Origin of the sequence: Variovorax sp. UMC13 (assembly GCF_014170375.1) — a bacterium.
Classification (GTDB): Bacteria; Pseudomonadota; Gammaproteobacteria; order Burkholderiales; family Burkholderiaceae_C; genus Variovorax.
Window position 1 is genome coordinate 359,290 of record NZ_LZZW01000036.1, and the last position, 21,152, is coordinate 380,441.

Below are 21,152 nucleotides of genomic sequence, written 5' to 3' on the forward strand. Positions count from 1 at the left end.
GCTGCCGCGGACATGAAAAAAGCGCCGTGAGGCGCTTTTTTCATGGGCGGCCGAGCAGTGCTCAGGCCGCGGCGCGCTCGCCCTGCGGGTTGCGCCACTTGGCCAGCAGCGCCGTCCAGCGCGTGCGCGCGGCCGCCAGGTTGCGCTCCTTCACGTGGCCGTAGCCGCGGATCTGCTCGGGCAGCTTCGCGATCTCCAGCGCCACGTCGTGGTTGGCGGCGTTCAGGCCGGCGATCACTTCCTCGATGCTGGCGCGGTACTCGCCGATCAGCGCGCGCTCGGTCTTGCGTTCCTCGGTGCGGCCGAAGATGTCGAAGGCCGTGCCACGCAGGCCCTTGAGCTTCGCCAGCAGCTTGAAGCCGGTCAGCATGGCCGGGCCGAACTTCTGCTTCTGCAGCTCGCCCTTGGCGTTCTTCTTGGCAATGATCGGCGGCGCCAGGTGATAGTTGAGCTTGAAGTCGCCCTCAAACATGCCGTTGACGCGGTCGAGGAAGCTGCGGTCGGTGTGCAGCCGCGCGACCTCGTACTCGTCCTTGTAGGCCATCAGCTTGAACAGGTAGCGCGCCACCGATTCGCTCACCGTGGCCTTGCCCACGGCCGCCGTCTCGGCCTGCTGCACCTTGGCGACGAAGGCCCGGTACTGCTCGGCATAGGCGGCGTTCTGGTAGGCCGTGAGGAACTCGACGCGGCGCTTGACCAGGCCGTCGACCGTCTCGCGCTTCTTGAACTCGATCACCTGGCCCGGCGACACCAGCTTCTGCACCGAGCCCAGGTCGTTCGCCGCGCGGCGGCCCCATTCGAAGGCCGTCTTGTTGTTCTCGATCGCGACGTTGTTGAGCTCGATCGCGCGCATCAGCGACGCGTATTCGAGCGGCAGCCAGCCCTTCTGCCAGGCGTAGCCCAGCAGCATCGGGTTGGCGTAGAGGCTGTCGCCCATCAGCGAGACCGCGGCGGCATCGGCGTCGAAGCTGCCCAGGCCGTCCAGGCCCACGATGCGGGCGATCTGGTTGGCGCAGTCGTCCTGCGGGTTCTGCCAGTTGGGGTTGCGCACGAAGGCGGCGGTCGGCGTGCTGTGGCTGTTGAGCGCCACGTGCGTGCGACCTTCGAGCATGCGGGCCAGCGTTTCGGCGTTGACCGCCACCAGCGGGTCGGCCGCCAGGATCAGGTCGGCCGCCGCGGTGCCCACGCGCGTGGTGCGGATCGCGGCCTGCGATTCGCCGATCAGCGCATGGCTCCAGGTCGCGCCGCCCTTCTGCGCCAGGCCGGCCGCGTCCTGCGTGACGATGCCCTTGCCCTCGATGTGCGCGGCCATGCCCAGCAGCTGGCCGATGGTGATCACGCCGGTGCCGCCGACGCCCGCCACCACCACGCCCCAGACCTGGTCGCGCGCAAGCTGCGGCACGGCCGGCTCGGGCAGCGGGCCCAGTTCGAAGGGCGAGTTGGCCTTGTTCTTGGCCTTCTTCTTGAGCGCGCCGCCCTCGACGGTGACGAAGCTCGGGCAGAAGCCCTTGAGGCAGCTCATGTCCTTGTTGCAGCTGCTCTGGTTGATGGTGCGCTTGCGGCCGAATTCGGTCTCCAGCGGCTCCACCGACAGGCAGTTGCTCTGCACGCTGCAGTCGCCGCAGCCTTCGCACACCAGCTCGTTGATCACCACCCGCTTGGCCGGGTCGACGGCCGTGCCCCGCTTGCGGCGGCGGCGCTTCTCGGTCGCGCAGGTCTGGTCGTAGATGATGGCCGTGGTGCCCTTGATCTCGCGGAACTCGCGCTGGATCTCGTCGAGCAGGTCGCGGTGCTTGATCTCGGGATCGCCCGCCACCTTCACGCCAGCGTACTTCTCGGGCTCGTCGCTGACGATCACGATCTTCGCCGCGCCTTCGGCCTGCAGGCTCTGCGCGATCTGCAGCACCGAATGGCCCTCGGGGCGCTCGCCCACGGTCTGGCCGCCGGTCATGGCGACCGCGTCGTTGTAGAGGATCTTGTAGGTGATGTTCACGCCGGCCGCGATGCTCTGGCGGATCGCGAGCAGGCCGCTGTGGAAGTAGGTGCCGTCGCCCAGGTTGGCGAAGATGTGCTGGTCGGTGGTGAAGGGCTGCTGGCCGATCCATGGCACGCCCTCGCCGCCCATCTGCGTGAAGCCGATGGTGCTGCGGTCCATCCAGGTCGCCATGTAGTGGCAGCCGATGCCGCCCAGCGCGCGCGAGCCTTCGGGCACCACGGTGCTGGTGTTGTGCGGGCAGCCCGAGCAGAACCAGGGCAGGCGGTCGGCGCCCTGCACGCCGCCGAGCTTGAGCACGTCCATCGAGCGCTCCTTGGCCTCGAGGATCGCGAGCTGGGCGTCGATGCGCGCGCGCATGTCGGCGCCCACCTGGTCGAACAGGCCGGTCTTCTTGAGGCGCTGCACGATGGCCTTGGCGATCAGCGCCGGGTTCAGGTCGGCGTTGGCGCGCAGCAGCGTGTGCGAGGTCGGGTTGGGCATCGACCATTCGCCACCGGAGTAGCCGTCGGCGCCCGCGACCAGGCCTTCGTCGAACTTGCCGACCACGTTGGGGCGCACGTCCGAGCGCCAGTTGTAGAGCTCTTCCTTGAGCTGGTACTCGATGACCTGGCGCTTCTCCTCGACCACCAGGATCTCCTGCAGGCCGGTGGCGAACTGGCGCGTGAGCTGGGCCTCGAGCGGCCACACCACGCCGACCTTGTGCAGCCGGATGCCCAGCTGGCGGCAGGCCGCGTCGTCCAGGCCCAGGTCGATCAGCGCCTGGCGCGTGTCGTTGAAGGCCTTGCCGCTGGCCATGATGCCGAAGCGGTCGTTGGGGCCTTCGATCACGTTGTGGTTGAGCTTGTTGGCGCGGATGTAGGCCAGCGCGGCGTACCACTTGTAGTGCATCAGCCGCGCTTCCTGGTCCAGCGCATGGTCGGGCCAGCGGATGTGCAGGCCGCCGGGCGGCATCTCGAAGTCGGTGGGGATGACGATCTCGACGCGCTCGGGGTCGATCATCGCGGTGGCGCTGGACTCGACGATCTCCTGGATCGTCTTCATGCCCGACCACACGCCCGAGAAGCGGCTCATGGCGAAGGCGTGGATGCCCAGGTCCAGGATTTCCTGCACGTTGGTGGGGAAGAAGACCGGCGTGCCGCAGGCCTTGAAGATGTGGTCGCTCTGGTGCGCGGCGGTGCTGCTCTTGGAGATGTGGTCGTCACCGGCGACGGCGATCACGCCGCCGAACTCGGTGGTGCCCGCCATGTTGGCGTGCTTGAAGACGTCGGAGCAGCGGTCCACGCCCGGGCCCTTGCCGTACCAGATGCCGAACACGCCGTCGAACTTGTTGGTGCCTTGGGGCGAGAAGCCCAGCTGCTGCGTGCCCCACAGCGCGGTGGCCGCGAGCTCTTCGTTCACGCCCGGCTGGAACACGATGTTCTGCGCCTTGAGGAACTTGCTGGCCTTCCACAGCGCCTGGTCGTAGCCGCCCAGCGGCGAGCCGCGGTAGCCGCTGATGAAGCCGGCGGTGTTCTTGCCGTTCTGCTGGTCCCGCAGGCGCTGCAGCATCGGCAGCTTGACGAGGGCCTGCACCCCGCTCATGAAGGCGCGGCCGTAGTCGAGCGAGTATTTGTCGTCGAGCGTGACGGTTTCTAGGGCCTTGCGGATGTGCTCGGGCAGGGGGGCATTCATCGTCTTGTCTCCTGGTGGCATGGCCTTGTGGGCCTGGCTGGTGGGTCTGTGCCCGGGTAGGGCATGGACCCCATGGTGCACGCAAAGTGTATGCCTGCACAACCGACAGGTGTTTGCTTTCTACGCCCTTCAAACGACCATTTGGGGAAGATTCTTTCTTAGAATCGATCCAAATGGAAAGCCTTGACAAGTTTGATCTCGCCATCCTGCAAGAACTGCAGGCCGACGGCCGCCTCACCAACGCCGAGCTGGCCCAGCGCGTGGGCCTGTCAGCCGCGCCCTGCTGGCGCCGGGTGCGGGCGCTGGAGGAGTCCGGCTTCATCAAGGGCTACCGGGCCGAGATCGACCGCCACAAGATCGGGCTCGGCGTGCTCGCCTTCGTGCGCGTCGACACCGAGCGCGTGACCCACGAGGCCACGCGCAAGCTCGAGGACGCGATCCGCAAGATGCCCGAGGTGGTGGCCTGCCACTACATCAGCGGCACCGGCACCTTCGAGCTGCAGGTGGTGGCCCAGGACCTCGACGGCTTCTCGACCTTCGCCCGCCAGCAGCTGATGAACCTGCCCAACGTGAAGGACCTGCACACCAGCTTCTCGCTGGGGGAGGTGAAGGCGAGCCATGCGTTGCCGCTGGGGCACCTGGCTCTGAAGAAGTGACGGGATCGGACGGGCGGAGCCGCTCGCCATTTACCTGTCAAGCAAACGATGTGCTTGCAAGTTGTTGATTCATATGGGTTCTATGGGTGAATGGCGGGGCCTGAAGGCGCACTCCATCAAATACCCATCAAGCAAAATTTGGACAGGCCTCAGGCCCATTCCGGCACGTATTTGCGCAGCTTGGACGCAGCATCCGGGTCCATCAGCCGGATCACGCCTGCTTCCAGTGCTTCCTTGAGCAGGCGGGACGCCGTCGCGCTGTTCCTGGGGTCGATGCCGAAGCGCTCCCTGAGCGAAGTGTTGGTCATGGCCTCCCGCTGCACGTGGCGCAGACAAGCATGCAGATAGACCGCCCGAATGCGATCGGCTTTCGTCATCTTGGTCAGGGGTATCGGGGCAAACAAGATGCTGCGCATCGAATCGCCCACCACGTCGAACGACGGCGCCGGCAACTGGTAGAACTCGGTTTCGAAGACAACCTTGTCGACCCCGCTGCCACGCTCCTCACAGATGCCGATGCGGCGCATCAGCGACGCCAGCGCTTCGTTGCGCGAACGTGGCGGGTGGTCCAGCAACCGGTTCGTGTCCACCAGCGGTGGGCCCGGATTGCTGATCTCCATGCGATCCGAGAAGATCTCCACCATCGGCCCGCTTCCGGTCACCGACAAATCCTGGTGAATCAGTGCATTGGCGACCAGCTCGCGAATCGCCAGCTCGGGATGCATGGGCACCGTCTTGCGCAAGGCCTGGCCGATCATCTCGTTGCTCGGCAACAAGCCGTTGATGAAGCCGATCAGGCCCTCGAAGCCGGCCGCGTAGCCGCGGTTGCCCTCCTGCTCCCGCAAGGTCTGTACTCGGCCGACGCCGTTGTACGCAATGACCCGCACGGCCTTGCGCTGCAGCCGCCCGAAATCCGAAAGGCGCCGTGCAAACAGCATGGCGCCGAGATTGCGGATGCTCCACGTGCCGCCGTCTTCGCGCTCGATCAGATGGTCTTCGTTCAAGGCCAGAAGGATTGCGTCCCTGCCGTTGGGCAGGGGCCGTCCCAGCAATTCGAAGTAGGCCGGGTAGTCGAGCAGCGCCACGGTCTCGTCCGCGCTCAAGCGCTGCGCGGCCGTCAGGAGTTCAAAGGGCACGGCGTCCAGGATGCGCCACAGCTCACGCTCCTTTTCCTGGAAGTCCTTGAGCCTCTTTTTGTATGAACCGATGCGGATGTACTCGGTGCCGGCGAACTGCACAGGGTGACGCACCGCACGCGACAGTTCCAGCAGCACCACGCGCATGCCGTCGATGTCGATCGCATGGAATCGAAAGTCGATCTTTGGCGAGAGCTGCCGCAACAGCCAGCTCTCCAACTCCTCGTTGCCGATGCGGCAGGCTGCCGGGTCGAACGTCGTTCCGACGATGGCATGTGCAAGATCTTCGATGCCCCAGACCACATAGGCTTGTGCCTTGCCCTCCAGCGCCGCCGAATTTGCGAGTGCCGAGATGTACTCCCCGATGTCCTGCGGATCGGCCTTGCTCTGCTTGAATTCGAGCCAGCCGGTCTCTCTGGGCAAAGCCGCGAGTTCGTGCACCACGCTGCGCCAATAGTCTTCGTCGCGAATCACGTGCTCTCCTTAGTCGCCCGGCAACGGCGATCCGCGCCCGAGCCCCGCAGATGCATGTCCTGCACTCCCCGTCCGCAGCGGCGAGCTTCTCGCCGATCAGCCCTGGGGCGTTGGCTTCGGGGTGTTGTCATGGGGGCGATTGTCGGGCCACCCCACAATTGTCCGGCCACAATAGCCCACCCGATGCCACCCATCTCCCCCGAAGAAACACCCCTCTCCCCGCCGCGCGCCAAGCCTGCGCGCGTCGGGCCTTTCGAGCCGCTGAAGCTGCCGGTCTTCCGCATGCTGTGGAGCACCTGGCTGCTGGCCAACGTCTGCATGTGGATGAACGACGTGGCGGCCGCGTGGATGATGACCACGCTGACCACCACGCCGATCTGGGTCGCGCTGGTGCAGTCGGCCTCCACGCTGCCGGTGTTCCTGCTGGGCCTGCCCAGCGGGGCGCTGGCCGACATCCTCGACCGGCGGCGCTGGCTGATGGCCACGCAGTTCTGGCTGGCCGGTGTGGCGGTGGTGCTGTGCATCGCGGTGGCGCTCGACATGATGAGCGCGCCGCTGCTGCTGGCGCTGACCTTCGCCAACGGGATCGGGCTGGCGCTGCGCTGGCCGGTGTTCGCGGCCATCGTGCCCGAGCTGGTGCCGCGGCCGCTGCTGCCGGCCGCGCTGGGGCTCAACGGCATCGCGATGAACGCCTCGCGCATCGTCGGCCCGCTGGTGGCCGGCGCGCTGATCGCCAGCGCGGGCACGCTGTGGGTCTTCGTGCTCAACGCCGTGATGTCGGTGGCCTCGGGCTTCATCGTGCTGCGCTGGCGGCGCGAGCACACGCCCAATCCGCTGGGCCGCGAGAAGCTGATCAGCGCGATGCGCGTGGGCGTGCAGTTCGTGCGCCAGTCGCTGCGCATGCGCGCGGTGCTGGTGCGCATCTCGATCTTCTTCCTGCACTCGACCGCGCTGCTGGCCCTGCTGCCGCTGCTGGCGCGCGGCCTCGAGGGCGGCGGCGCCGGCACCTTCACGCTGCTGCTCGCGGCCATGGGCTCGGGCGCGATCAGCGCGGTGCTGGTGATGCCACGGCTGCGCCAGGCCTATGTGCGCGACCAGCTGGTGCTGCGCGGCGCGCTGCTGCAATCGGCCGCGACCGCGGTGATGGCGGTCGCGCCCAACACCTGGGTGGCGGTGCCGGCCATGTTCTTCGGCGGCGCGGCCTGGATCACGGTGGCGAACTCGCTGTCGGTGTCGGCGCAGCTCGCGCTGCCCGACTGGGTGCGCGCGCGCGGCATGTCGATGTTCCAGATGTCGATCATGGGCGCCAGCGCCTTCGGGGCCGCGCTCTGGGGCCAGATCGCCACCGTGAGCTCGCTGCAGGCCAGCCTGCTGATTGCGGCGGTCACCGGCGTGCTGATGATGGGCGCGGCGCTGCGCTACGTGGTCGACGGCGGCGTCGACGATGACGTGAGCCCGGCCGCGCCGGGCTGGGCCGACGTGCCGCCGCATGCGCCGCCAGGCGAGGGGCGGCTGGTGATCATGGTCGAGTACCTGATCGATCCGGCGCGCGCCGCGGCTTTCCAGGAGGTGATGCAGCAGACGCGCCGCACGCGCCTGAGCGAGGGCGCGATCGGCTGGGAGCTGCTGCACGACATCGCCGAGCCGGGCCGCTACGTCGAGGAGATCGTCGACGAGTCCTGGACCGGCCACCTGCGCCGCTTCCACCGCGCCACCGCGGCCGACCTGGCCTTGCGCGAGCGCCGGCTGGCCTTCCACCTGGGCGACGGGCCGCCGGTGGTGAAGCGCTTCGTCGTCCGCCGCTGAGAACGCGGGCAGGGGCCTGCTGCGCCCCCCGATCCCGCAGCTGCGGTGGCCGGCTGTCGGTCGCTCGCGACCTCCGCTGCACGCGCTCCCACCACGCAGCCGCCTCCTGTAAATTGACCACTCGTATAAGTATTTGGTCTGGCGACGCACCGCCCTGAGGCGCAATACCCGCTTTGTGTGCCGTTTTCCCCTGGGAAAATCCCGAATTTCCGGCACGGCCTTTGCTCAGGGTTAGTCGCTAGCCCCATTACTATTGACCACTCGGATAATTTTGATTCCCCACCACAAGAGGAAGACCCGCCCATGACGACACGCTTGCGCACGCGCTACTGGTCCGACCTGACCAGCGAAGAGTTTTCCCGCCTCGACCGCGAACGGCTGATCGCCGTGCTGCCCGTGGGCGCGACCGAGCAGCATGGGCCGCACCTGCCGATGTCGACCGACACCGCCACCATCGACGGCATGGTGCGGGCGACGATTCCCTACCTGCCCGACGACCTGCCGGTGCTGTTCCTGCCCACCGTGGCCTACGGCAAGAGCAACGAGCATTCGCGCTACCCGGGCACGCTGACCGTGTCGGCCGCCACGCTGATCGCGCTGTGGAAGGACATCGGCGCCTGCGTGGCCAAGGCCGGCGTGCGCAAGCTGGTGCTCTACAACAGCCATGGCGGCCAGATGGGCGTGATGGACATCGTGGGCCGCGACCTGCGCGAGGAGCACGACATGATGGTCGTGTCGGCCAACTGGTACACGCTGGGCCTGCCCGAAGGCCTGTTCACCGCGCACGAAGGCCGGCATGGCGTGCATGCCGGCGACCTCGAGAGCTCGGTGATGCTGCACCTGACGCCCGACGACGTGCAGTCCGACAAGTTCCAGAACTTCCACTCGATGACGGAAGACCTGGCCCGCGAGAACAAATTCCTCTCGATCACGCCCACCGGCAAGCTCGGCTGGCAGATGCACGACATCAACCCCGCGGGCGCGGCCGGCGACGCCACGCGCGCCACCGCCGAGAAGGGCGCGGCCGTGCTCGACCACGTGGGCCGGCGCTTCGTCGAGCTGCTGCAGGAGGTCGACCGCTTCCCGCTCTCTCGCCTGGACAACGTTCCCGCATGGCGCTGAGCATGGACGCATCCGCCACCCCCACCGCCACGCCGCCGCTGGTCAGCCTGCGCAACGTCGGCAAGCGCTTCGCCAACGGCACGCTCGCGCTGCAGGGCATGACCCTCGACTGCGGCGAGCACGACTTCATCAGCTTCCTCGGCCCCTCGGGCTGCGGCAAGAGCACGGCCCTGCGGCTGATCGCCGGCCTCACGCGCGCGAGTTCGGGCGAACTGAACTGGTCGCGCGAGAACACCAGCGGCAGCAAGAGCGACCGCGAACTGGGCTTCGTGTTCCAGGAGCCCACGCTCATGCCCTGGGCCAAGGTCTTCGACAACGTCTGGCTGCCGCTCAAGCTGGCCGGCATGGGCCGCGACGCGGCCGCGCCGGTGGTCGAGCAGGTGCTGGAGATGGTGGGCCTGTCGCGCTTCGCCGACGTCTACCCGCGCGAACTCTCGGGCGGCATGAAGATGCGGGTGTCGATCGCGCGCGCGCTGGTCACCCATCCGCGCCTGCTGCTGATGGACGAGCCCTTCGCCGCGCTCGACGAGATGACCCGCATCAAGCTCAACAACGACTTGCTGGCCATCTGGCGCGAGCACCGCTTCTCGGTGATCTTCGTGACCCACAGCGTCTACGAGTCGGTCTATCTGTCGAACCGCATCGTCGTGATGGCGGCGCGCCCGGGCCGCGTGATCGACGAGATCCGCATCGACGAGCCCTACCCGCGCGGCGAAGCCTTCCGCACCTCGAGCCGCTACAACGCCCACTGCACCGCAGTGTCGCAATCCCTGCATGGAGCCCTGCATGGCATCGACATCGATCATTGAGCCCGGCGTGGCCCTCCAGGACGCCGACGCCACCTCCGCCGATGCGCTGCGCGCGCGCGACGAGCGCCTGCGCCGGCGCGAGCGCACGCTGCGCATCGTGGTGCCCATCGCCGTGGTGGCGCTGCTGCTGATCGTGTGGGAAGCGCTGGTGCGCATCAACAACGTGCCGCACTACATCATCCCCGCGCCCACGCTGATCCTCAGCACGCTGTTCGAGAACTGGGGCACGCTGTCGAGCGCGCTGTGGTTCACGGTCAAGCTCACGCTGCTGGCGCTGCTCGCGGCCATCGTGGGCGGCGTGCTGCTGGCGATCGCCTTCGCGCTGTTCAAGTGGGTCGAGATCGGGCTGTTCCCGATCGCGGTGATCCTGCAGGTCACGCCGATCATCGCGATCGCGCCGCTGATCCTGATCTATGTGTCGAGCACCACCGCGGCCCTGCTGCTGTGCGCCTGGATCGTGGCCTTCTTCCCGATCCTGTCGAACACCGTGATCGGCCTCAAGAGCGCCGACAGCAACCTGCGCGACCTGTTCCAGCTCTACAAGGCCTCGCCCTGGCAGACCTTCCGCTACCTGCTTGCGCCCAGCGCGCTGCCCTATTTCATGGCGGGCCTGAAGATCGCGGGCGGCCTGAGCCTGATCGGCGCGGTGGTGGCCGAGTTCACGGCCGGCACCGCGGGCCGCGAGACCGGCCTGGCCTCGCGCATCCTCGAGTCCAGCTTCCGCACCGAGATCCCGATGATGTTCGCCGCGCTGCTGCTGGTGTCGCTGCTGGGCATCGTGATCTTCCTGGTGTTCGCGGCGCTGTCGCGGCTGGTGCTCGGCCATTGGCACGAGAGCGAGATGCGGAGGGAACGATGAACGCTACCGTCTCCATCGACTGGGCCGCGGTGTGCGCCGACCTGCAGGGCCTGAACCTCATCGACGCGCCGGGCCAGCGCCGGCAGCTCTCGCGCGACTTCTACTGGTACAGCCCGATCCTCACGGCGCAACTGGCCGACTGCCTGGCCGACCTGGTGGTCAAGGTCAGCACCGAGGACGACGTGCGCCAGGTCTGCGCGGTGGCCGCCAAGTGGAAGCTGCCGCTGACCGTGCGCGGCGGCGGCACCGGCAACTACGGCCAGTGCGTGCCGCTGCACAACGGCCTGGTGCTCGACGTCACGCAGATGTGCCGCGTGCTCTCTATCGACGACGGCCGGGTGCGGGTGCAGGCCGGCGCGCGCATGCACGACATCGAGCAGGCCGTGGCCGAGACCGGCCAGGCGCTGCGCATGTGGCCCTCGACCTGGCACGTGGCCTCGATCGGCGGCTTCATCTCGGGCGGCTTCGGCGGCATCGGCTCGGTGCGCCACGGCATCCTGCGCGACCCCGGCAACATGCTGCGCGCGCGCGTCATGACGGTGGAGCGCGAGCCGCGCATCATCGAACTTCAGGGCGACGAGATCCAGCAGGTGCAGCATGCCTTCGGCACCAACGGCGTGATCCTCGACGTCGAGGTCGCGCTGAGCCCGGCCATCGAATGGGTGCACTGCACCGCGCTGTTCGACAGCTACCGCGGCGCGCTCGACTTCAGCGTGGCCGCGAGCACGCCCGAGATCGACCTGTTCCTGCTGTCGACCGTCGAGGCGCGCTTCTCGCCCTACTACGTGCAGATGGGCGCGCTGTTCCCGCCCGACCGGCATGCGGCCTTCACCATGGTGGCGCCGGAATCCATGGCGCGCTTCCGTGCGCTGGTGGCAGCCCACGGCGGCACCGTCTCGCTGGCCGGCACCGAGGCCGAACTGGTGGCGCGCGGCCTGCCGCCGGCTTACGAGTGCGCCTTCAACCACACGACGCTGCAGGCGCTCAAGGTCGACCGCAGCTGGACCTACCTGCAGGTCGCGTATGCACAGCCCTTCGACCCGGCCGTGGTCGACCGCCACCTCGCGCTGTTCGGCGACGAGGTGCTGCAGCACCACGACTTCGCGCGTGCCGGCGGCGCCTACGGCACCTTCGGCATCCTGCTGGTGCGCTGGAAGGACGAGGCCCACCAGTACGCCGTGATGCGCGAGATCGAGTCGCAGGGCGGCTGCCTGATTTTCAATCCGCACGTCTACACCATCGAGGACGGCGGCATGAAGGCCATCGACGACCAGCAGATCGAATTCAAGAAACGCAGCGACCCGATGGGCCTGATGAACCCCGGCAAGACCCGCGGCTGGACCCCGGAGATGGCGCGCGACGCCTGAGCTTTTCTTCGTTCCCCAACAAACCCACACAAGGCATTCCCATGCGACTCCAAGCCCCCTTCATCGCACGCGCACTGCTGACGACGCTGCTCGCCGGCACCGCTTTCGCCGCCCTCGCGCAGGACAAGGTGGTGCTCGCCACCAACTGGCGCGCGCAACCCGGCCACGGCGGCTTCTACCAGGCGCTGGCCGACGGCACCTACAAGAAGTTCGGCCTTGACGTCGAGATCCAGCAGGGCGGTCCGCAGGTCAACAACCGGCCGATGCTGCCGGCCGGCAAGATCGACTTCCTCATGACCGGCAACCTGCTGATGGCCTTCGACAACATCAAGCAGAAGGTGCCGACGGTGGTGGTCGCGGCCTACTTCCAGAAGGACCCGCAGGCCATCATCGCGCACCCGGGCCAGGGCTTCGAGAAGTTCGCCGACTTGGCCAAGGCCAAGACCGTGCTGCTCGCCAAGGACGGCCAGATCAGCTACTGGCAGTGGATGAAGAAGGCCTACGGCATGCGCGACGAGCAGGTGCGTCCCTACAACTACAGCCTGTCGCAGTTCCTGGCCGACAAGCAGTCGGTGCAGCAGGCCTATGCCACCTCGGAGCCCTTCGCGGTCGAGAAGCAGGCCGGCTTCAAGCCGGTGGTGCTGTCGCTGGCCGATGCCGGCTGGTCGACCTACGGCATGGTGATCGAGACGCGCCAGGACCTGGTCAAGAACAAGCCGGACCTGGTGCGCCGTTTCGTCGAGGCCACCAACATTGGCCACTACAACTACCTCTACGGCGACCGCAAGGCGGCCGACGCGATGATCCAGAAGATCAACCCGGACATCAGCGAGGACTACATCGAGAAGTCGATCCCGGTGCTGCGCGCGCACATGGACGTGGGCGATGCGCCCACCAAGGGCATCGGCGCCATCAGCGACGCGCGCATGAAGGACTTCTACGACAAGACCGTCGAGGCCGGCCTCTACAAGCCGACCGACTTCAACTACAAGGACGCCTACACCACCCAGTTCGTCAACAAGGGCACCGGGCTGGACATCCGCAAGGCGCTGGTCAAGTAGCCATGCTCGAACGCATCCTGACGGTGCGCGTCGCGCGCATCGCACGCCAGACGCCGGAGATCCTGTCCTTCGAGTTCACGCACCCGCTGGGCCGCGCCTTGCCGGCCTACCAGGCCGGCGCGCACATCGACGTGCACACACCCGGCGGCTTCATGCGCCAGTACTCGCTGGCGCAGGACGGCGGCGATGCGGCGCCGCTGTCCTACCTGATCGGCGTCAAGCGTGAAGGCGCGAGCCGCGGCGGTTCGGCCGCGATGCACGAGCGCGTGCGCGAGGGCGACCTGGTGCCCATCAGCGCGCCGCGCAACACCTTCCCGGTGCAGGCCGCGGCGCGGCGCCACCTGCTGCTGGCCGGCGGCATCGGCATGACGCCGCTGCTGGCGATGGCGCAGTCGCTGGCACGCAGCGGTGCCGACTTCACGCTGTGCCTGTTCGCGCGCAGCGAGGAGCACCTGGCCTTCGCCGAGGCGCTGCGCGCCCCCGCGCTGGCGCCGCATGTGCGGCTGCACCTGGACCGTGAAGGCGCGGGCCAGAAGATCGACCTGCGCGCGCTGCTGGCCGAGCCCGCGGCCGACACGCACCTCTACGTCTGCGGGCCCGCCGGCTTCATGGACGCGGTGCGCCAGGCTGCCGCCCACTGGCCCGAGGACGCGCTGCATGCCGAGTACTTCGCGGCGCCGGCCGATGCCGGCGGCGCGACCGGCAAGCCCTTCGTGCTGAAGCTCGCGCAGCGCGGTATCACGGTGCCGGTCGCGGCCGACCAGAGCGCGGTCGATGCGCTGCACGGGGTGGGCATCGACATCCCGGTTTCGTGCCAGCAGGGCCTGTGCGGCACCTGCGTGGTGACGGGCGAAGGCGCGGGTGCCGAGCACCGCGACTTCTGCCTCACGCGCAGCGAACGCAGCCACAAGATCGCGCTGTGCTGCGCGCGCGCGGTGGGCGAGGAACTGGTGCTCGACCTTTGATGCCGGCACGGGCGTGAGCGCCCGTCTCTGGCACCATTCGCTTCACATGATCCCGCCGACCGACATTGCTCCCGCCGCCCCGGCCACCGACGAACCGGTCGCGCCCGAGGCCCCCGCCACGCGCGGGCGTTCGCGCAAGTACACGCAGGTGCTGGGCACCATCTACCAGGCGGCGATCGAGGTGTTCGCGAGCGAGGGCCTGACCGGCGCCTCGACCCAGGCCATCGCCGACAAGGCGGGGCTGTCGAAAGCCCAGCTGCACTACTACATCGAGAGCAAGGAAGCGCTCTACCGCCAGGTGCTGCAGGACATCCTGACCGACTGGATCGGCGTGTTCGGTTTTGCCGACGAGGCCTTCGGCCCGCGCAAGGTGCTGGGCGACCTGATCCAGCGCAAGATGGCCTTCTCCTTCCAGCACCCGCTGCGCTCCCGCATCTTCACCGCCGAGATGATGCGCGGCGCGCCGGTGCTCAACGCGATGATGGCCACGAGCAAGCAGCGCACCGAGCAGGCCGCGGCCGTGATCCAGAACTGGATGAACCAGGGGCTGATGGACAAGTCCGATCCGCTGCTGGTGCTGTTCCACATCTGGGCCGTGACCCAGTTCTATGCCGACCACGCCACCCAGGTCGCCTACTACCGCGGCGTGGCGCCGCAGGACGACGAAAAGGACCAGCGCTACCTGAATGCGCAGGTGCTCGCTTTCCTGCTCAAGGGCGCGGGCGTCAGGTAGCGCGCGCGGGTAGGTACATGGTGGCTTCGACTTCCACCAGCACCTCGTCCCCCGGCAGGAAGCGCGACACCTCGACCACCGTGCTGACCGGCGGCTCGCCCGGATAGAACAGCCCGCGCACGCGGTTGTAGAAGGCGTAGTGCGGCAGGTGGCGGAAGTACTGCACCAGCTTCACCACGTCGTCCATGGTGCCGCCGTGCTCGGCCGCGAGCTGGCGGATGCGTTCCAGCACGAACCAGCTCTGTGCCACGATCGCGGCCTCGAACACGTCGACCGACATCTGGCCGGTGGCGTAGCCCAACGTGCCCAGCGCCTCGCGCGCCGAAGCGGGGATGTCGTCGTAGCCCGCGACCGCGCGGCGGATCGACGGATCGACCGCCACCACGCCGCTCATGAAGACGAAGTCGCCGACGCGCTTGGCGGCCGCGTAGTTGGCCATCGGTTTGCCCATGCTCATGCCATGTTCTCCAGGGTGCGGCCCGCGCGGATGACGGTGCGGCGTCGGCCGCGCGGGTCCAGCAGTTCGTGTTCGTCGGTGGCCGCGAGCAGCAGCAGGTCGGCCGGGCAGCCCGCGGCGATGCGGCCGTCCCAGGCCAGGCCGAGCGCCCGTGCCGGGTTGAGGGTGATGGTGTCTAGCCAGTCGAGCGCGGGCGCCAGGTGCGCCACCTGCACGCCCAGGCCGAAGGTCTCGAGCAGGTCGTAGCCGCCGTAGGGGTAGAAGGCGTCCTGCACGTTGTCGGTCGCGAGACTGGCGCGCACACCGTGCGTGGCCGCTTCGCGGATGCGCGTGATGCCGCGCGCCACCGGCGTGCGGTCCCAGGCACCCTGCAGGTAGAGGTTGGTGGTCGGCAGCGCGATCAGGTGCAGGCCGGCCTTGGCGCACAGCGCGAGCGTGTGGGCCGCGTCGGCGTCGGGCTGCATCGCGAGCGAGCAGGCATGGCCGCAGACCACCGGCAGGCCGGGGCCGTGGGCGATCGCCAGTTCGGCGATGGTGCGCAGGCCCGTGGCCTCGACGTCCAGCCCTTCGTCGACGTGGAAGTCGAGCGCCAGGCCATGCTGTTGCGCGAGTTCGAACACGCGGCCCAGCGTCTCGGCCAGGTTGGCGTTGCGGTAGACGAAGGCCCCGAGCACGCCGCCGGCGCGCTTCACATCGCGCGCGATGCGTTCGCCCGCCGCGGCATCGGCGAACACGTCGAGCGGCGTGAGCGAGACGAACTGCAGCGCGACGCGGCCTTCCCAGGCCTCGCGCAGGGCCTCGACCACGCCCAGCGCCACCGGCGCCTCGGGCTCGACCCAGTCGAGGTGCGTGCGCAGGGCACGCGTGCCCGACTGCCAGGCCTCGTGCAGCGCGCGTTCCATGCGCGGGCGCAGGGTCTGGGCGGTCCAGCCCGCGCGGTGCGCGTTCATGCGGCGGATGGCGGTGAACAGGTCGCCCTGCGCGGCACCGACCTCCTGCACCGTGTAGTTCTTGTCCAGGTGCACATGGGCATCGACCGGCGCGCTGAGCAGCGTGCCGCGCGCGGCCGGCTGGCCCGGCGTGGGCGTGACCGAGGCCACGCGCGCGCCCTCGAGCACCACGTCGAAGACGTGCGATTCACCGGGGTCGAAGCCGCACAGGCGCGGCGGGATGCGGACGGCCTCGAGCCTCACGCCTGGGCACCGCCGTTCGGCAGGCTGCGCAGCCAGCCGAGGCCGGCCGAGGTGCCGCCGGCCACCGCGCCGCGCGCGGGCCGGTACTCGCAGCCGACCCAGCCCTCCCAGCCGCTCTGGGCCGATACCGCGTCGATCACGCCGAACAGGTAGCTGTAGTTCATCTCGCCCACGTCGGGCTCGTGGCGCTCGGGCACGCCCGCGATCTGCAGGTGGCCGACGCGGCCCGTGGGCAGGTACTGGCGGATCTTCATCGCCACGTCGCCTTCGACGATCTGGCAGTGGTACAGGTCGAACTGCACCTTGAGCCGGGGCGAGCCGATGGCTTCGACGATGGCGTGCGCCTCGTCCTGCCGGTTGAGGAAGAAGCCCGGGATGTCGCGCGTGTTGATCGGCTCCATCAGCAGGTCGACGCCGGCCTTCTCGGCCTCGGCCGCGGCCCAGCGCAGATTCGCGACATAGGTCGCCTTCGCGGTCTCGCGCGCCATGCCCGCGGGCAGCAGGCCGGCCATCACGTGCACGCGCGGGCAGTCGAGCGCGGCCGCGTAGTCGAGCGCGCGCGCGATGCCTTCGCGGAACGCGGCCTCGCGGCCAGGCAGGCAGGCCAGGCCGCGCTCGCCGGCCTCCCAGTCGCCGGGCGGCGCGTTGAACAGCACCTGCTGCAGGCCGTTCGATTTCAGCCGCGCGGCGATCTCGGCCGCCGGGTAGGCATAGGGAAACAGGTACTCGACGCCCTGGAAGCCATCCTGCGCGGCGGCTTCGAAGCGGTCGAGGAAATCGAGCTCGGGATAGAGCATCGAGAGGTTGGCGGCGAAGCGGGGCATGGCGTGTCTCGTGTCTGAAGGTTTACCAGCGCGCGCCGAAGTGGCGACGCAGTTCGTCGATCTGTGCGGCCGTGAGTTCGGCGGGCTTCGGGTCGGCGGACCCCCAGAGTTTCGCCGTTTCCTCGAGTTCTTCCAGCGTGGCCATCGCCGCGGCGGGTGTGTCGTGCCAGACGTTGGGCCCGAGCCGCTCGAGCATCACGGCGCGGATCGGCGTGCCCTGCGCGCCGCGTTGTTCGATCGCCTGCGCCACGGCTTCGGCGGCCGCCTCGGCGCCCGGCCGGTGGTAGGGGATGAGCGGCACATGGCCCACCTTCATCACGAAGTAGGGCGTGAGCGCGGGCAGCAGTTCCTCGCCCTCGGCATGCGGGCGCAGCGTGAGCGCCACGCAGTGCGTGCTGTGGGTGTGGATCACGCAGCGCGTCTGCGCGTCGAAGCGCGTGGCGGCCGCGTAGATGCGTCGGTGCAGCGCGATGGTCTTGCTCGCGCGGTCGCCGCCGGTCTGCACGCCCTGCGCGTCGAGCCGGGCCAGCCGCGCGGGATCGAGGAAGCCCAGGCAGGCGTCGGTGGGCGTGATCAGGAAACCGTCGTCGAGCCGCACGCTGATGTTGCCCGCGGTGGCGTGCACGTAGCCGCGCGCGAACAGGCTGCGGCCGACGCGGCAGATCTCGTCGCGTGCCTCGCTTTCGGTCATTGAGAAACCTCCGTGCTGCGCACTGCGGTGCGAGCTTGCTTGGGGCGGCCCGGCGCCGCGCTCATACCAGGGCCTTGAACGCCTTGGTGAAGAAGTCCGCGCTGCCGAAGTTGCCCGACTTGAGCGCGATGTGCAGCGGCGCGGCCTCGGCCAGCGCATGGCACCAGGGCACGCCCGGATCGATCTGCGCGCCGATCTGCAGCTGTGCGATGCCCAGTGCCTGCACGCAGGCACCGGAGGTTTCGCCGCCGGCCACCAGCAATTGGCGCACGCCGTGCTGCGCGACCAGGCCGCGCGCGATGGCCGCGAGCGCGCGCTCGACCATGGCGCCGGCCTCGTCCACGCCCAGCTTCGCCTGCACCGCCTTCACGGCCGAGGGCTCGGCGGTCGAATAGACCAGCACCGGGCCCTGCGCCAACAGCGGCGCGGCCCAGGCCAACGCCTGCGTCACCACGTCGTCGCCGGCCATGAGCCGCAACGGATCGATCGCGAAGGCCGGGCCGCCGCCGTCGATGAAATGCTTTACCTGCGCATTGGTCGCGAGCGAGCAGCTGCCCGACACCACGGCCCGCAGGCCACCCGCGGGCGGCAGCGCGCTGGCACCGGCCGAGGGCGCGAGCCCGAAGTTGGCCGGCAGCCCGATCGCCACGCCCGAGCCCGCCGTCACCAGCGGCATGCCGGCCAGCGCCGGGCCCAGCCGCAGCAGGTCGTCGTTCGTGACCGCATCGACGATGGCCACGCCCACATCCTCGGCGCGCAGCACCGCGATGCGTTCGCGGATGGCGGCATCGCCCTGCGCCACGGTGCGGTGGTCGATCAGGCCGACCTTGCGGCGCGTCTGCGCCTGCATCACGCGCACCAGGTTGGCATCGGTCATGGGCGTGAGCGGATGGTCCTTCATGCCGCTGTCGCTGAGCAGCAGCTCGCCCACGAACAAGTGGCCCTTGAACACCGTGCGGCCGTTGTCGGGGAAGGCCGGCGTGGCGATGGTGAAGGCGGTGTCGAGCGCGTCCATCAGCGCCTCGGTCACCGGCCCGATGTTGCCGGCCGGCGTGCTGTCGAAGGTCGAGCAGTACTTGAAGTAGACCTGCTGCGCGCCCTGCGCCTGCAGCCAGCGCAGCGCGGCCAGCGACTGGTCGATCGCCTCCTGCGCGGGGATGGTGCGCGACTTGAGCGCCACCACCACCGCATCGACCTCGACGGCCAACGGACCTTCGGGCACGCCGATCACCTGCACCACGCGCATGCCGGCGCGCACGAGGTTGTTGGCGAGGTCGGTGGCACCGGTGAAATCGTCGGCGATGCAGCCGAGAGAGAGAGCTTTCATGCGACAGAAGTCTATCGGTTCGACTCAGCTTCCGGCGCCCTGGCGAACCCTGTGGCTGGCGCCCATCCGGCAGGCCAGGTCGAAGGCGCTGGTCATGGCCGTGGCCTGCGCCGTGCCCTGGCCGACGATGTCGTAGGCCGTGCCGTGCGCGGGCGTGGTGACCGGGATCGGCAGGCCGCCCTCGACCGTCACGCCGATGTCGAAGCCCAGCAGCTTGGTCGCGATCTGGCCCTGGTCGTGGTACATCGTGACGATGCCGTCGAGGTCGCCGCGGCGGGCGCGCACGAAGATGGTGTCGGCCGGGTAGGGCCCCAGCGCGGGGAAGCCCTGCGAGGCCGAGAGGCGGATGCCGGGCTCGATCACCTCGGCCTCCTCGCTGCCGTAGTTGCCGTTGTCGCCGTTGTGCGGATTGAGGCCGCACACGCCGATGCGCGGCTGGGCGGTGCCGGCCGCGCGCAGCGCGTCGCTCAGCATGCGGATCGCGCCGGCCACGCCTTCGGGTGTGAGCAGCGACGAGACCTCCTTGAGCGCCACGTGCGAGGTCACGCGCGCGGTCCACATCGGGCCCAGCACGTTGAACTCGCCGCAGGGGCCGCTGTAGTCGAGCAGCTTGGCGAACCAGCGCATCTCGTCTTCCTCGTGCATGCCGCCCATGCGCATCGCGCCCTTGTTGAGCGGCGCGAAGCACAGCGCGTCGGCCTGCCCGTCGGTGACCAGGCGCGTGCCCAGCGTCAGGCTGTCGAGGATGAAGCGGCCGTTGTCGGGGCTCGCGACCGAGGGCGCGAAGCGCGCGTCCTGGCCGGCCCATTCGACGAAGCGCAGGCGCTCGCCGGCCACCGGCAGCGGCACGCCGGCCGCGCGCGCGCCGGCTTCGAGCGCCTCGCGGTTGCTGATCAGCTGGATGTCGGCCTTGGTGGCGGTGGCCGGGTCGGCCAGCAGCCGCGCGACGATTTCGGGGCCGATGCCGGCGGGGTCGCCGATGGCCAGTGCGATGCGGGGAAGTGTCATGGGGGGCTCAGTCCAGCTTGATGTTGCGTTGCTTGATCAGGGCGCCGAAGCGCTGGTAGTCGGCCGCCTGCAGCTGCACGAACTGCTCGCGCGTCAGCGTCGAGGGCGTGCCGCCCAGCGCGCGCAGCCGGGTCTGCACCTCGGGCAGCTGCAGGGATTTGTTGAACTCGCTCACCAGCCGGTCGAGCGCCGGCGCGGGCGTCTCGCTCGGCGTGTACATCGCGTACCAGGTGCTCATCTCGGCGTTCTTCAGGCCCAGCTCGGCCAGTGTCGGCACGTCGGGCAGCTCGCTCGAGCGCTGTGGCGTGGTCACGGCCAGCGCGCGGAACTTGCCGGCCTTGATCAGCGCCATGGCCGAGGAGGTGGTGTCGAGCATCAGGTCGACCTGGCCCGCGAGGATGTCCGAATGCGCCTGCGAGCTGCCCTTGTAGGGCACGTGGACCATGCGGGTGTCGCTGGCGGCCATGAACAGCTCGCCCGCGATGTGCTGCACGCTGCCGATGCCCGAGGAGGCATAGCTCAGCTTGTCGGGCTTCGCCTTGATCTCGGCCAGCAGCGCGCGGAAGTCCTTGGCCGGGTTCTGCGCGTTGACGATCAGCACATGCGGCACCATCACCACCATGCCGAGCGGCGTGAGCTGCTTGAGCGGATCGAAGCCCAGCTTCATCAGGTGCGGCGCGATCACCTGCGGAGAATTGGTGGCCATCAGCAGCGTGTAGCCGTCGGCCGGCGCCTTCGAGGTCAGGTCGGCGGCGATGGTGTTGGCGGCGCCGGGCCGGTTGTCGACGATGATCGACTGGCCCAGGCCCTGGCCCATCTTCTCGGCGAAGATGCGCGCCACCACGTCGGTGCCGCCACCGGCCGAGGCGCCGACGTTGATGCGCAGCGGCTTGTTCGGAAAGGCCGCGGCCTGGGCGTGCGCCGCCAGCGGGACGGCGGCGGCAAACGCGAGAAGCGCGAGCGCGCGGGCGAAGGCGTGGGTCATGTGGGATGTCTC

The 21,152-nt window shown here is 68.9% G+C and carries 18 protein-coding genes; 9 read left to right on the top strand and 9 right to left on the bottom strand.

Going from position 1 to position 21,152, the window contains the following annotated elements; all coding sequences use genetic code 11:
• Positions 1-61: 61 nt before the first annotated feature.
• Entirely contained in the window at positions 62-3,667 is a 3,606-nt protein-coding gene (locus A9977_RS31280) for an indolepyruvate ferredoxin oxidoreductase family protein (protein ID WP_183028694.1), read from the bottom strand.
• Positions 3,668-3,840: 173 nt separating this feature from the next.
• On the opposite strand from A9977_RS31280, the gene A9977_RS31285 reads away from it, so the two are divergent.
• Entirely contained in the window at positions 3,841-4,323 is a 483-nt protein-coding gene (locus A9977_RS31285) for an Lrp/AsnC family transcriptional regulator (RefSeq protein ID WP_183028695.1), read from the top strand.
• Positions 4,324-4,472: 149 nt separating this feature from the next.
• Here A9977_RS31285 and A9977_RS31290 read toward each other — a convergent pair whose 3' ends face one another.
• Positions 4,473-5,933 carry an ATP-binding protein gene (locus tag A9977_RS31290; RefSeq protein ID WP_183028696.1) on the bottom strand — a complete coding sequence of 487 codons (1,461 nt, stop codon included), beginning with the start codon at positions 5,931-5,933 and terminating at the stop codon, positions 4,473-4,475.
• Between the two features lie 183 nt (positions 5,934-6,116).
• Between A9977_RS31290 and A9977_RS31295 the strand changes: the two genes are divergently transcribed.
• The 8 genes from A9977_RS31295 to A9977_RS31330 all read left to right on the top strand — a co-directional run bounded on the left by A9977_RS31295 (position 6,117) and on the right by A9977_RS31330 (position 14,655).
• Complete coding sequence (locus A9977_RS31295) at positions 6,117-7,739, top strand: MFS transporter (protein WP_183028697.1); 1,623 nt, start codon at positions 6,117-6,119, stop codon at positions 7,737-7,739.
• Between the two features lie 303 nt (positions 7,740-8,042).
• Positions 8,043-8,861, top strand: a complete 819-nt coding sequence (locus A9977_RS31300) for a creatininase family protein (protein ID WP_183028698.1) — start codon at positions 8,043-8,045, stop codon at positions 8,859-8,861.
• Positions 8,862-8,863: 2 nt separating this feature from the next.
• Complete coding sequence (locus A9977_RS31305; RefSeq protein WP_183028699.1) at positions 8,864-9,670, top strand: ABC transporter ATP-binding protein; 807 nt, start codon at positions 8,864-8,866, stop codon at positions 9,668-9,670.
• Positions 9,648-10,529: an ABC transporter permease gene (locus A9977_RS31310; protein WP_183028700.1), complete on the top strand. Its 882-nt coding sequence runs from the start codon at positions 9,648-9,650 to the stop codon at positions 10,527-10,529. Before A9977_RS31305 ends, A9977_RS31310 begins: the two co-directional genes overlap by 23 nt.
• Positions 10,526-11,896 carry an FAD-binding oxidoreductase gene (locus A9977_RS31315; RefSeq protein WP_183028701.1) on the top strand — a complete coding sequence of 457 codons (1,371 nt, stop codon included), beginning with the start codon at positions 10,526-10,528 and terminating at the stop codon, positions 11,894-11,896. The genes A9977_RS31310 and A9977_RS31315 overlap by 4 nt, the downstream gene beginning before the upstream one ends.
• A gap of 41 nt (positions 11,897-11,937) precedes the next feature.
• Complete coding sequence (locus A9977_RS31320; protein WP_183028702.1) at positions 11,938-12,957, top strand: ABC transporter substrate-binding protein; 1,020 nt, start codon at positions 11,938-11,940, stop codon at positions 12,955-12,957.
• Positions 12,958-12,959: 2 nt separating this feature from the next.
• Complete coding sequence (locus tag A9977_RS31325; protein WP_183028703.1) at positions 12,960-13,922, top strand: PDR/VanB family oxidoreductase; 963 nt, start codon at positions 12,960-12,962, stop codon at positions 13,920-13,922.
• Between the two features lie 46 nt (positions 13,923-13,968).
• On the top strand, positions 13,969-14,655 hold the full coding sequence (locus A9977_RS31330) for a TetR family transcriptional regulator C-terminal domain-containing protein (protein WP_183028704.1): 687 nt from the start codon (positions 13,969-13,971) through the stop codon (positions 14,653-14,655).
• Here the strand turns inward: A9977_RS31330 and A9977_RS31335 are convergent.
• From A9977_RS31335 to A9977_RS31365, 7 genes are all read right to left on the bottom strand, one after another.
• Complete coding sequence (locus A9977_RS31335; protein WP_183028705.1) at positions 14,648-15,112, bottom strand: RidA family protein; 465 nt, start codon at positions 15,110-15,112, stop codon at positions 14,648-14,650. The two genes, A9977_RS31330 and A9977_RS31335, sit on opposite strands and share 8 nt — an antisense overlap.
• The gene (locus A9977_RS31340) at positions 15,109-16,305 is read right to left on the bottom strand and encodes an amidohydrolase family protein (RefSeq protein WP_183028706.1); all 1,197 of its coding nucleotides are present in this window, start codon (positions 16,303-16,305) and stop codon (positions 15,109-15,111) included. Before A9977_RS31340 ends, A9977_RS31335 begins: the two co-directional genes overlap by 4 nt.
• Positions 16,302-17,129 carry a 2-oxo-tetronate isomerase gene (gene otnI, locus A9977_RS31345; RefSeq protein WP_183028707.1) on the bottom strand — a complete coding sequence of 276 codons (828 nt, stop codon included), beginning with the start codon at positions 17,127-17,129 and terminating at the stop codon, positions 16,302-16,304. The genes A9977_RS31340 and otnI overlap by 4 nt, the downstream gene beginning before the upstream one ends.
• A 22-nt stretch (positions 17,130-17,151) precedes the next feature.
• A complete protein-coding gene (locus tag A9977_RS31350; RefSeq protein ID WP_183028708.1) occupies positions 17,152-17,820 on the bottom strand; it encodes an aldolase in 669 nt (222 codons plus the stop codon).
• 61 nt (positions 17,821-17,881) lie between these two features.
• Entirely contained in the window at positions 17,882-19,147 is a 1,266-nt protein-coding gene (otnK, locus tag A9977_RS31355) for a 3-oxo-tetronate kinase (RefSeq protein WP_183028709.1), read from the bottom strand.
• Between the two features lie 24 nt (positions 19,148-19,171).
• Positions 19,172-20,155 carry a 4-hydroxythreonine-4-phosphate dehydrogenase PdxA gene (locus A9977_RS31360; protein WP_183028710.1) on the bottom strand — a complete coding sequence of 328 codons (984 nt, stop codon included), beginning with the start codon at positions 20,153-20,155 and terminating at the stop codon, positions 19,172-19,174.
• A gap of 7 nt (positions 20,156-20,162) precedes the next feature.
• The gene (locus tag A9977_RS31365) at positions 20,163-21,140 is read right to left on the bottom strand and encodes a tripartite tricarboxylate transporter substrate binding protein (RefSeq protein ID WP_183028711.1); all 978 of its coding nucleotides are present in this window, start codon (positions 21,138-21,140) and stop codon (positions 20,163-20,165) included.
• Positions 21,141-21,152: the final 12 nt, after the last annotated feature.